Annotated in this window: 11 protein-coding genes; 9 read left to right on the top strand and 2 right to left on the bottom strand. The window is 40.2% G+C overall.

What is annotated here, in order from left to right; all coding sequences use genetic code 11:
- Positions 1 to 146 precede the first annotated feature (146 nt).
- The 9 genes from JUF11_RS12410 (at position 147) to JUF11_RS12370 (ending at position 10,127) form a co-directional block, all read left to right on the top strand.
- Positions 147 to 1,238 carry a glycosyltransferase gene (locus JUF11_RS12410; protein ID WP_204119855.1) on the top strand — a complete coding sequence of 364 codons (1,092 nt, stop codon included), beginning with the start codon at positions 147 to 149 and terminating at the stop codon, positions 1,236 to 1,238.
- A gap of 233 nt (positions 1,239 to 1,471) precedes the next feature.
- Positions 1,472 to 2,560: a glycosyltransferase family 2 protein gene (locus JUF11_RS12405; RefSeq protein ID WP_204119854.1), complete on the top strand. Its 1,089-nt coding sequence runs from the start codon at positions 1,472 to 1,474 to the stop codon at positions 2,558 to 2,560.
- An 8-nt stretch (positions 2,561 to 2,568) separates the two neighbouring features.
- Positions 2,569 to 3,678, top strand: coding sequence for an EpsG family protein (locus JUF11_RS13410; RefSeq protein ID WP_204119853.1), 1,110 nt, complete (start codon positions 2,569 to 2,571; stop codon positions 3,676 to 3,678).
- A gap of 32 nt (positions 3,679 to 3,710) precedes the next feature.
- Positions 3,711 to 4,724 (top strand): glycosyltransferase family 2 protein, encoded by a 1,014-nt coding sequence (locus JUF11_RS12395; protein ID WP_204119852.1) that lies wholly within the window; start codon positions 3,711 to 3,713, stop codon positions 4,722 to 4,724.
- A complete protein-coding gene (locus JUF11_RS12390) occupies positions 4,721 to 5,833 on the top strand; it encodes a polysaccharide pyruvyl transferase family protein (RefSeq protein WP_204119851.1) in 1,113 nt (370 codons plus the stop codon). The genes JUF11_RS12395 and JUF11_RS12390 overlap by 4 nt, the downstream gene beginning before the upstream one ends.
- Positions 5,834 to 5,966: 133 nt before the next feature.
- Positions 5,967 to 7,382, top strand: a complete 1,416-nt coding sequence (locus JUF11_RS12385; RefSeq protein WP_204119850.1) for an IS5 family transposase — start codon at positions 5,967 to 5,969, stop codon at positions 7,380 to 7,382.
- A gap of 39 nt (positions 7,383 to 7,421) precedes the next feature.
- The gene (locus JUF11_RS12380; RefSeq protein WP_268886772.1) at positions 7,422 to 8,372 is read left to right on the top strand and encodes a glycosyltransferase family 2 protein; all 951 of its coding nucleotides are present in this window, start codon (positions 7,422 to 7,424) and stop codon (positions 8,370 to 8,372) included.
- Positions 8,339 to 9,892, top strand: a complete 1,554-nt coding sequence (locus tag JUF11_RS12375) for a lipopolysaccharide biosynthesis protein (protein WP_204119848.1) — start codon at positions 8,339 to 8,341, stop codon at positions 9,890 to 9,892. Before JUF11_RS12380 ends, JUF11_RS12375 begins: the two co-directional genes overlap by 34 nt.
- 97 nt (positions 9,893 to 9,989) lie before the next feature.
- Positions 9,990 to 10,127: a hypothetical protein gene (locus JUF11_RS12370; RefSeq protein WP_204119847.1), complete on the top strand. Its 138-nt coding sequence runs from the start codon at positions 9,990 to 9,992 to the stop codon at positions 10,125 to 10,127.
- A gap of 134 nt (positions 10,128 to 10,261) precedes the next feature.
- Here the strand turns inward: JUF11_RS12370 and JUF11_RS12365 are convergent, their stop codons facing one another.
- Both JUF11_RS12365 and JUF11_RS12360 read right to left on the bottom strand, forming a co-directional pair.
- On the bottom strand, positions 10,262 to 11,062 hold the full coding sequence (locus JUF11_RS12365) for an ExeA family protein (protein ID WP_204119846.1): 801 nt from the start codon (positions 11,060 to 11,062) through the stop codon (positions 10,262 to 10,264).
- Positions 11,063 to 11,065: 3 nt separating this feature from the next.
- Positions 11,066 to 11,914 (bottom strand): DDE-type integrase/transposase/recombinase (locus JUF11_RS12360; protein WP_204119845.1); only part of this gene is annotated, 849 nt, incomplete at its 5' end.

Here is an 11,914-nt window from a genome sequence, read left to right as displayed (position 1 = left end):
TACCGATGCATGGCGTAACAGCCTAGACCACTATCAAGAATTCGTTATCATCGTTGCACTTGACTTGAAAATTGAGGTATCAATAGCACCACGTTCGTTGGCTTTCGGTGAATTAAGGTGAATTAAGGTGAATTAAATTGGAGAATATGTCTAAAAAAAAGGTATTGATGGTTGTAGAAGCTTTTGGTGGAGGGGTATTTACGTATCTCGAAGAGTTATCGAAGTCACTAATCAATGATTTTGATATTTATATTGCATTTGGCAAAAGAAAACAGACGCCAATTGACTTTAGGAAACATTTTTCAACAGAGGTACATTTTTTGGAGGTCAAGCACTTCCAACGGTCAATTTCAATCAAAGAAGATTTATTAGCTTTGTTTGAATTGAGACGTATCGTCAAAGAAGTCGACCCTGATATTATCCACCTTCATTCGAGTAAGGCAGGTATTCTTGGAAGATGGGGATTAAACGGAAATAAGATTCCAATTTTTTATACGCCACACGGTTACAGTTTCCTGATGGAAGACGCAAGTCGCTTTAAGAGAGCAGCTTACTGGCTTGTAGAACGGATGTCAGCGTGGCGGAATTGTACGACAATTGGCTGTAGTGCGGGCGAATATGCCGAGGCAAAAAAATTAAGTAGCAAAGCCGAATTGATTTCTAACGGGGTTGATACTACGGAACTTGATGAAATCCTGGGATCACGGTCGGACATGAAAACGAACTCGAAATCAGTGATAACGCTTGGACGTGTTTGTTTCCAAAAGAACCCGCTGTTGTTCAACAAGATTGCGGAGCGTCTACCGGACTATAAGTTTGTTTGGATTGGTGATGGGGAACTTCGAGATGAACTTACGGCGCCAAATATTAAGGTCACCGGCTGGCTGGATCGGGAAGCTGCGGTTAAAGAGTTGTCCACTGCAGAGGTCTTTATGTTGCCTTCACTTTGGGAAGGATTACCAATTTCTCTATTGGAGGCAATGTATTTGAACTGTGTTTGTGTTGTAAGCGATGTGGTCGGAAATCGGGATGTGATTACAAATAAAACAAATGGGTTTGTTTGTGAAAATATTGAAGACTTTGTACATGCTATCGAAAGCGCTGAGTTGCCGGATGCATCTGAGTTGGCTAATCAAGCGCATCTCGATATTCTTGAACACTATAATACTATTAAGATGTCCGAGGAATATGAAGAAATATACTCTTCGTGTTTAACTGAACGACATATTATGGCTTGATGAGATCTATTGACGACATGTTAAATTAGCTCGTTTCGGCTGGAAATATATCACTTCCTGAACTTCCGGCGTTTGTGGTCTTGCCTGTAAGGAACGGCACTCAAGACGTGCATAGGCAACTGTAATTTATTTATCTATTTAATAGAATTATTAAGAGTTTGACGGTGTCTTTACTAATCCCCTTGATATAACTTGATTTTCAGAACATATTTCTTGCTTGGAGTGTATATTTAATGGATAAAACAAAGTTAGAGGGTAATGAAACAACGGTAAAAGTTTCTTTTATTGTTCCAGTTTTTAACATAGAGGAGACGTTGATCCGAAGATGTGTTGACTCCATTACAAATCAGACGTGTTCTGGATTTGAGATTATCCTCGTCGATGATGGATCTGATGAGGCTTCGGCTCGGGCTTGTGATAGAATTTCCAATGATGATTTCAATGGTAAAATTTTTGTGATTCATCAGGAAAATCTTGGTCTATCGGCAGCCAGAAATACAGGTGTACATAACGCGTCGGGACGATACGTAACTTTTGTGGACCCGGATGATTGGGTTGCAAATGATTTTTTAGAGAAATTATATCCAAAGGATAATAATTTTCCTGACGTTGTTATCGGAAAGATTCAAAAGGACTATCCACGAGAACAAATTTTTTATCGATACCCATTTTATGATGGGCAAATATTTCGCATAGCTGATAAATCGAAACTCTTGCAACTTCTTCTAAATTATGACTCACACATTTATGATGCACCTGGAAAACTAATCCGACGCGAGGTTTTGCTGGAAAACTCTGTTTTTCATGACCCCGAATTAAGCCAAGGTGCGGAAGGCTTAGAATTTAATTTTAGACTATTTAAGGTTATCTCAAGTTGCATTTTTCGAGACTGTTTCGTGTATCACTATTGTTACACAAGCAATTCGATTACAACTACGCCATCCGAGCGTAATGATACATTAATTGTTAATTGTTTCATGAAAATTTACAAGGAAATTGAAAACAGTGACAACATAGAGCCAAACGCTAAAATGGATTTAAAGAGAAGTTGGTCTTCTAGGTTTGAAATTGCATTGTCGGCAATTCTTATTGGATCAATATTTAATCCAATAAGTGAGGCCAGTTGGAAGTCACGAAAAGCAAGGGCGCTCAGATTAAAAGTTACTGATGCGTATCAGTTGATGCTTTCGTTGTCTACTTCGCGAGATAGTGTAGGAATTGCAAGAAAGATCGCATTATATTCGTTTAAACGAGACCTCTACACTGTAATCGCTCTAATTGCTAGAATTAGATATGAACAAAAAAGAATATTGAGTAGGTAAAGGGCAAGATGTTACTTTATTTTTTTATCATAAGTTGTTCAATCGGTTCTCTGTTGCTAGTCTTAGAAAAATCTTCACGCCAAAAAAATAATGTGAACGAGAAAACTTTGCTGTATATCGTAGGAGCTCTCAGTGTTGCCGTACTGTTATCGATATATCTTATGCGTGGATATGGTGTTGGTACTGACTATCCCATGTATCATAGCTTCTACTATTTTTCAACTGATGCTTTGAAGCGATTTGGTATTGAGAACGGCTATCTAGTAATTTATAGCATTGCAAAGTCGCTTGGAATGTTTTGGATAGTTTCGTTAATCTCCTTTATTCTTTATTTTTCAGGTTTCTTTATTCTATCCAGAAAATTAGGTTTATCACTAGCAACATTCGAATCAATGCTTATACTTTCGTATTTGTTCTTCACGTCATTTAATATGGTCCGTCAGATGTCTGCAATTGGTGTTGTTTACCTCGGTATCGCGTTTTCAGGGATGTTTGACTTTACACAACAATTTGGCTTGAAAAGAAAAATTTTGTTCATACTTTTTGTGTTCCTTGCCGCACAATTTCATTCGAGCGCGTATGTTGCTGTGCTGTTTTTGTTGTGTAGAAGTATTAATCTAAATTCGCGTGTGGTACTTTTTGGATCTGCGATAATGAGTATTTCCTATTTCCTGAACATAGGAAATATAATTGTTCCGAAAATCATATATTTATTTCCACATTATGTACAGAAGTATAGTCTTATTGAGAACGACTTCTTCACGTCTGGGAGTAAAGGCTTGATTGAGTATCTTCCAATCTTTGCGCAATGTATGTTCCTTGTTATTATCATAGCTTATGATTCCGAATTTTTGAGCGCAAACAAGTTTATGTGCAACATGTATTTCGTCTATCTCATGCTCTTTGCATTTGGTGGTAATCAAGCCGCCATTCGAATCCAAGACTACTGGGTTCCCTCTATGATATATTTCTATGGGGCATTCTTTGAAAGTAAACAGAATTCCTTCTTTCATCTATCCAGTAAGTTGTTTAAGAGCCTCGTATTATTGTTTTTAGTGATATACGTAATTCTTAGACTTTTTAGAAATGTATCCAATGTTGTTCCGTATTATATTTGACCAACTAATCCCCTTGATGGAGTAGAATGCTTATGGTAGAAAATTATCAAGTCAATGTGCAGCATGAAACTGTCTCGATTGTTATTCCAATATTTAATGCTGAAACTTATTTAAACGATTGCTTGGCGAGTATTCAAAGACAGACGTACTCGAATTTTGAGGTACTTATGATTGACGACGGATCTAAGGACAAAAGCATCGAAATCAGTAAGCATTATGCTCTTCAGGATCATAGGTTTGTTCAGTTAAACACCGATTCACCGCAGTCTGGACCGGCGAGGGCGAGAAACATCGGTTTAAATATGGCTACCGGTAGTTATGTAATGTTTGTCGATGCGGATGATTTACTTTGTCAGAATGCACTATCGACATTGTTAAAAGCAATGGATCACGCTGATGCGATTTTTTGCGAAGCAAATATTGCTTCTGATTTTGAGATTACGAATGTTCTGGGTGATCGGACGGAGCAAATCAGATTCTGTGAATTAGATTTTGATTCAAGCTTGCAGATCTTGTTTGGTCCGAGTGACCACGCTGCACCGTGGGGAAAGCTTTACTCCAGGGCATTTGTTGGGAAGCAACGATTTCCTGAAGAACTACGTGCTGGCGAGGACTATGTTTTTAATCTGGCCGTGTTTACAGCACACAGGACAATTAATGCAAGGTATTGTTCAGCACACCTATATAATTATAGGATTGATGGAGTTAACCACATCAAGAATGCGCAAGTAACAAAACCTGTGGTCTCAGCATTTCAGGACTATATAAATGTAGTCAAACAAACGAGCCCAGACTCAGTAAAATATTTGATTTATAGAATGGCCATATTTATATTGAGTATCGAGAATATAAAAGCAACCTCAAAAATTATTCGGAAGTCCGAAACTGCTGCAAATCAAAAGATTATTGCCAGGTATCGTGATCAAATCTTCCAGGTTGAGAATTCTAATAGGAGAAAGCTTCAGATGCTTTTGTTTCAATATGTGCCAGGTCTGTATTCATGGTTATACAGATTGTTAGAGAAGTCAACAAGAGGAGGCGCTTGATTATCAAAGTATACGTTCATGGTTACTTTAGGAAAAATGTAGGTGATGATCTTTTCCTGAAAGTTCTAACAAAAAGGTATCCAGCTATTACTTTTTATGCGAATATCCAGCCGCAATTTTCCGATGTATTTTCGGATTTGACAAATTTGGTTATTCATGATCAGAACGATTTTCAAGACTTCAAGATGAAGGCAGTATCCTTTCTCACTCATGGCGCAATGATTGATAGTTTAATCAAATACGATGCAATCATTGAGCTTGGTGGCTCAATTTTTATGCAGAATGGTGTGAAAAGTCGAGTGTCACGATTACATGCTGCATTTGCCAACAAGAAAATTCCGTACTTTATAATTGGAAGTAATTTTGGCCCATATTTTGACGACGATTATCTGACTAACCATGACAGACTGTTTGCCAAAACTGATGGTGTTGTTTTTCGCGATTCATATTCTGGTCAACTATTTAAGAGTAATCATAAGGTTTTGGTTGAGCCAGATGTAATATTTAATCTCGGTAAACGTGATCATCTGAAAAGCAATCATGGTATAAGTACAATTGCATTTTCGCTTGTGGATTTTTGGAAGTTAAGCGAGAGAGATAAGAAATGGCTTAATCGGTCAGAGTATATCATTCAGTTGTCAAATGTAATTTCAAACTATGTTGATCAAGGTTATGAGTGCAAGTTATTGTCATTCTGTGAATTCGAAGGAGATCTTAAACTTAATCATGATATTGTTTCTGGATTGTCAGAATATTCGCGACAACACGTGCAGATCATTGAATATTCATCCAGTTCAGAGATCATTCATGAGATGCAAACGGCCGATTACCTGGTTTCTTCACGATTCCATTCTATGATCCTTGGATGGTTAATTGGAATACCCCAACTGATTGTGTCCTATAGTCGAAAGACCATGAACGTTGTGGCGGACATATTCCCACAACAGAAGACATGCAACTTAGAAGAATTTCTAGAAAACAAGATTTGCCTTCAAGATTTTAACAGATTACCTGAACGTCAACTTGATGAGGCAATTGCGGAATCGAGTAAACAATTTCAATACTTTGATGCTTTCCTCAGAGAATATAAGGTCGAACATCATAATTAGTGGCTGTTTAAAAAATAGAAATTGCTTCATTTAAGTGATTCCAGGGCGTTATTGTCCTATAATAACTGTGTAGGTTTTGCCGGTATTCTGGCATTTCCCGTGCACTTATGGAAATCACGCGGAGGTTTTATCCATGGTTTATCGTCAAAGTCCTCATCAATTGTCCTTTGAATCGTTTGGCTGCGGGCTGAGCACACCGCTTAGCCCCGATAACGAGTGGGTTCAATTAGCGGACATTTTCCCATGGAGAGACCTGGATAAAGCATACCAATTGGAATTTCCAAAGAATTCAGGGCGTGCTGCGAAGTCATTCCGTATGATGTATGGCGCTGGTTTGATTCAAGACCGCATGAAGTTGACGGATCGTGGGGTTGTCGATGCCATCCGTGACACACCGGCTTATCAGTACTTCATCGGCTTGTCTGAGTACAAACCGGTAGCGCCGTTCAGCTATTCTAGTCTGTGTCATTTCCGCAAACGGATCGCCGACCTTTCGGAACTTATTCGCAACATCATCAATGATTGGCTTCGCGCTAAAATCGAAGCGATTGCTGGGTTCAATGTCAACGTGATGATCACTGATGCCACGGCAGTTCCAGTGAAGATCCGCTTTCCACAAGACACAACTTTGCTCAATCAAGCGCGTTTGAACCTTGAAACTATGGCTAACGACATGGCGCATCAGCTTTCAGTGGATACGCCACGTACTCACAAGCGTGAAGCCAAGCAGGTGTGGACGGCGTTTTCTCGCCACCCTAAACGCCAACGCGGTTCCGTTCGTAAGCAGACCAAAGCACAGCTTCAATACATTCGCCGTGATTTGCGGTTCATCAATGAATTCATTGATGCCGGCGCGACGTTGACTGAGAAACAAGCGGTTCGATTAGGCGTGATTCGAATCCTGTTTGACCAACAATGGTACATGTTCACCAATAAGATCCATCACGTCGAAGACCGGATCGTCAGTCTCCAACAGCCCTATATCCGTCCTATTCAGCGCGGTAAGGCCAACGCTAAGGTCGAGTTTGGAGCCAAGATCGACTGCTCATTGAGTGAAGGAATCATTGATCTTGAGCGTTTCGACTTCAAAGCCTTCGTTGAAAGTGGTGACTTTGAGGAGACACTGGATCACTACTACGACTTACATGGCGAGTATCCCGACGAAGTGTTGGCGGACACGCTGTACCGTAATCGTGCGAATCTCAAATTGTGTAAGGACCTAGGCATCAAGATTTGTGGTCCAAAGCTTGGCGCAAAGCCTAAGCATGTCACGGCCGAACAGCGGCGAGAAGACACCGATGCAGAAAATCGTCGTGGTGCGATCGAACGTCGCTTTGCCTTCCTGAAGGGATCGGTAGGGCTTAATTTGGTGAACACTCGAACCGCGGAATCACTAGCAGTGAAGATCGATCAAGCGCTGGTATTGAGCAATGCATTGACCCTTCTAAGGGTATTTGCTATACCAATTTTGATTTCGGTGGAATATGAGGGTGAGGTCTATCAAATAAGATATAAATGTACGACGAAACTGGAGAATATGGTGGCCTAATTCAACAGCCACTAATTAGACGAATGGAGAAAAATCGGCTTGACTACGAATAGTTTCCCAAAATTAAGTATAATTATTCCGACGTTTCGTCGGAAAGACTACTTGAAACAGGCAATTAATTCTATTTTACAGCAAAACGAAGAATCCTTTGAAATCATCGTAGTAGATGATGACCCTAAAAGTATCAATGGCCAGTGGATTGATGAAATGGATGATGTTAGGGTTTTATATCACGTGAACTCTAATAACTCTGGACCAGGTTATTGTAGAAAATTTGGTTTAGAGATGGCGCGTGCACCGTACGTTATATTTATGGATGACGACGATTTTTATACTGATAATAACTTCTTCAAGAAGTCGTTGAAATTATTCAGTGATGTTGACGAGTCAGTTGCGTTCATCGCATTTAATGCGTATACATTTGATGAGGAAACCGGCTCATATAGCAAATCTGGATCGTTAAATCGACAAGGTTTGATTGAGAGAAGACTCTTATTAAAGAAATTTATGGGTGGTATTACTAAACCGAAATCTACATTTACTTGTGTTTTCAAGAGGCTCAAACTCTTAGAAAGTCGAGTGGTTGATGTCAAGATGTTGAATGATACTGTAATCTATTTTCGCGCATTAACAGTTGGAAATGCATACTTTTCGAGTGAGTACATTGGCTCTTATCGCCTTCATAAGAGTAACATTTCCAAGACTCTGTCAGCTGATTTTATTGTTGAAAACTTAAATGAGAAGGTTGCAATTGCCGGATTATTACCATTTTCTGGAATGAGTGCACAAAACTGGCTTGCTAAACAAGCTTACGTCAGTATTCAGTACTTTTACAACGAAAATCAATCCGTAGAAAATGACCAGCCGATTCGTCGATGGCTATTTAACAACAACATGTATATTCGAATCAATATTTGGTGTAGGCTTCAAATTAATGCTCGAAAGCGGAACATAAAATGTCTGATGGAAAGGCTGGATCTGCAAGGGTGAAGACAAGAACACATTACTCGCTAATGAATTCTTCTGTGGCAGCTTCTTTATACATAGGACGCACAATTATTGGTTTCATATTACGTTCATTTTTTATCCATACTCTGGGATCTGAGTACCTGGGATTGAATGGATTATTCACTAACGTCTTAAGTTTTTTGTCATTAGCGGAACTCGGAATTGGGACTTCAATTATTTATGAGCTGTATCGACCTCTAGCAGAACACGATGATTCGGCAGTTCATGCTTTACTGAATTTGTACAGGAAAGCCTATGATTTAATTGGACTTGTAGTCGGTATTGCAGGCCTGTGCTTGATACCCGTGCTTCATTATTTTGTGAATTCGAATAGTGTTATCCCACACCTCTACTCATATTATGTACTCTTTTTGGCCAATTCAGTGTTTAGCTATTTCTTTACTTACAAACGATCTCTGCTAAATGCAGACCAGCATAATTACATTACCATTATCAATGACTTTCTATTTTATTTAGGAACGTCTGGACTACAAATAATGGCTCTTGTGTTTTTCAAGAGTTATTACGGATACTTATTGATCCAGATTGGTATGACAATCTTATCGAACTTTAGTATTTCTCATATTGTCAGTTTACGCTATCGGAAGATTTTTAGTGTTGTAGCGGGAGAGGTGTCGAATTCCACAAAGGCTCAACTTAAGCGAAACGTAATTGGAAATATTTCGTCGCAGATTGGATCAATTGTGGTTTTTGGATCGGATAATTTACTTATCTCGTCTTTTGTTGGTCTCACTGCAGTGGGTATCTATTCAAATTATACAATGATCACAAATGCCGTGAAGGGTGTAATGCAACAGGCTACAGGGTCGCTTGTCTCAAGCATTGGCAATCTTATCGTTGATGTTAGTTCTTCCCACGCATATAAGATTTTTCGAAAATATCTATTCATTAATTCTTCAGCAAGCTTTTTTGCGAGCATTGGAGTATATACATTTATAAATCCGTTTATTAACTATTGGCTTGGTCCAAAATATTTGCTGTCAAAGACGACAGTCTTGTTGATGTCAATATATCTCTTGATAACCATGTATCAGGGTTCTGTACGAACCTTTATTTCAGCATATGGTTTGTTTTGGCAACAACGATACAAACCAGTAATTGAAGCAATCATGAATCTAGTTGTCTCGCTAATACTGCTCATTCACTTCCGGCTTGGAATTGATGCTGTGTTAGTTGGTACAATTAGTTCGTTCTTGTTCATAAACACATGGTTTGAGCCATACTTGGTCTTTAAGTTTGGATTTCGTCGTAATGCAAAAGAGTATATCTTTGAAACATTGTGGTCCATATTTAGTTACCTATTAACAATAGGAATTATGGCGGGATACCAGCTCGTATTTGTTCCTAAAGGCTTTGTTCAGCTTGCTGTCTATGTGGTATTAGGCGGATTTTTAATAACTATCATGTTTTTCATACTCTTTTATCGTAATCCGGAGTTTTCTCGATTCTTTAAGGAATTCTTCAAACGCTTGAAAATATGATTAGGAGTAAAGTAAGCACCCAATAACAGACCGAATATGAATCGCCGTTGCCTGGCGGTATCCTTACCTCATCATAACGAAATGGTGAGGTATTTATATGGCAGATAAACCAGAAATCGTCCAAATCAAGATTGACAAAACCCTGCATTCTCAAATCCAAGCACCGACCAAAGCGCTACAGATCAAGATTGACTGTCGCGCGGCGCGATATTCCGGCGCCCAATATTCAAAATAATCCGGCGGGATTTGCCTCTTTCCCGCCGGATTATTTTGCGTTTTGACGATTTATCAATTCCAATCCTGCAATATATTCCAGCCACCGTTTCTTTCCATAGAAATAGGCCGACAGATGCCGACCTTCTCACTGCGCTATGCTAGTGCAACCTCAGCGCTAGCTTTGTGCACGACTTCGTTTCCGATTTGCCGTTTTTCTTCTTGAGCCCCGATGATCAAACACTTCGTGATCATTTGATCTAGCCGTCGAATACTGCCACCGGTTGCTGAATAAATCGTCTTCAATGCATCTTCATTGATCAGCTCATCTAAGACACCAGCGGTTTTTAACTTCTCACTTACATATTCGTGAAACTCCGCGTACTCAAGCCCCATGACCTGATACTTAATGGTGATTCGTTGACGAAATGCTTCAAATTGTGGCCTTTGAAGCATTTGAGTGAGCTGCGGCAATCCTGCCAGGATTACGATGCACTTATTTTCAGCGTCCATGCCAAAATTCGTAAGTAGTACAAGCTCATTGTAGATCAGGCCGCTCAGGTACTGGGCTTCATCCAAGATAAACACCGGTGTGACATGTTCAACATCATGCAGCTCAAGAATCCGTTCCTGAATTTGGCGAAATTTTGCTGATTTACGAAATGCTGGTTCAATGCCAATTGAAACGGCGAGCTGACTGTAGAAGTCACTGACACTGACAGTGCTCAGAGGCAAGTATACGACTCGATATTGATTCGTATTTAGGCGACGCGCATACTCTCGCAAAATTACCGTCTTGCCAGCACCTGGTCGTCCCGTGACTAAACCGATGCCTAACACATCTGTCAGATACTTTAAGCGAACATTTAATTCCTTGAAGTCAACTGTCTCGATCACCTTCGGTGCGGTTTTATCAAACGGATTATGCGTCATGCCATAGTAAACCAAATAGTCCATCTATTAATCCTCCGCCATTCGTACTTGTTCACGTTTGATGTGCGCATTGTCCACTTTGTTGACGGGATAGATTTCGCTAAGGGTTTCTTCCCATTCAAGATAGACCTTGGACAAATCCGGCTGGTAGCGCACCGTTACTGACGCACCAATCGTTGCACGCCCAGTTTCATACTGCTTTCCAGCTAGTTTGATCGTGCCATCGTTGGCGACTTTGCGGATGTCTCGATGCAAAAATGCAGTATCCAAAACCGATGTCGGTACTTTATGAATTGCGTCTGGTTCCTCACAGAAGCGATCCATTGGCGTCACGCGCTCGCCAAGGCTGCGATTGATCTGATTATTTCGATCACGGACGTACTTGGCAAACTCAACCCGAAGGGCATCTATGGACTGATACTCATCATAGTTGATATCGGCCATCCATTGCTGCTTCATAACACCAAACCATCGCTCGATCTTACCTTTTTGATTGCCATGATAGACCGCCGCATGGCGAATCCCAATTCCAAGTTCTGCACAGATCAAAGCTAATTGCTTGTTCACATAGGGCTTACCATTATCTGCGTACAGTTGCCGCGGCTTCCCATATGTAGCGACTGCCTGCTTGAGGGTCATTTGCACGTTCACGGCGTTGTCTTCAAAGTACATACCCCAGCCGACCAAGTACCGTGAGGCATCATCAATGATCCCCACAATGTAGACTTTTCGCTTACGTCCACCAGCTAAAATAAATGGACCATGCGTCGTATCGATTTGCCAAAGCTCGTTGATATGATGAAGGCGGCGAAGCCAATTGCCCAACCCGGCGATTTTTTTACCCCACTCGGTGCTAAAATTGACACCACTCGGCGA

The sequence above is a fragment of the Lacticaseibacillus suilingensis genome (genome assembly GCF_016861845.1).
GTDB lineage: Bacteria > Bacillota > Bacilli > Lactobacillales > Lactobacillaceae > Lacticaseibacillus > Lacticaseibacillus suilingensis.
The sequence above is the reverse complement of the archived record's forward strand: the minus strand, read 5'-3'. Positions and strand labels throughout refer to the sequence as shown.

Coding starts and splice junctions, on each gene's coding strand:
- JUF11_RS12375 (WP_204119848.1), top strand. CDS start 8,339: ATGTCTGATGGAAAGGCTGGATCTGCAAGGGTGAAGACAAGAACACAT.
- JUF11_RS12395 (WP_204119852.1), top strand. CDS start 3,711: ATGGTAGAAAATTATCAAGTCAATGTGCAGCATGAAACTGTCTCGATT.
- JUF11_RS12370 (WP_204119847.1), top strand. CDS start 9,990: ATGGCAGATAAACCAGAAATCGTCCAAATCAAGATTGACAAAACCCTG.
- JUF11_RS12385 (WP_204119850.1), top strand. CDS start 5,967: ATGGTTTATCGTCAAAGTCCTCATCAATTGTCCTTTGAATCGTTTGGC.
- JUF11_RS12365 (WP_204119846.1), bottom strand. CDS start 11,062: ATGGACTATTTGGTTTACTATGGCATGACGCATAATCCGTTTGATAAA.
- JUF11_RS12405 (WP_204119854.1), top strand. CDS start 1,472: ATGGATAAAACAAAGTTAGAGGGTAATGAAACAACGGTAAAAGTTTCT.
- JUF11_RS12410 (WP_204119855.1), top strand. CDS start 147: ATGTCTAAAAAAAAGGTATTGATGGTTGTAGAAGCTTTTGGTGGAGGG.
- JUF11_RS13410 (WP_204119853.1), top strand. CDS start 2,569: ATGTTACTTTATTTTTTTATCATAAGTTGTTCAATCGGTTCTCTGTTG.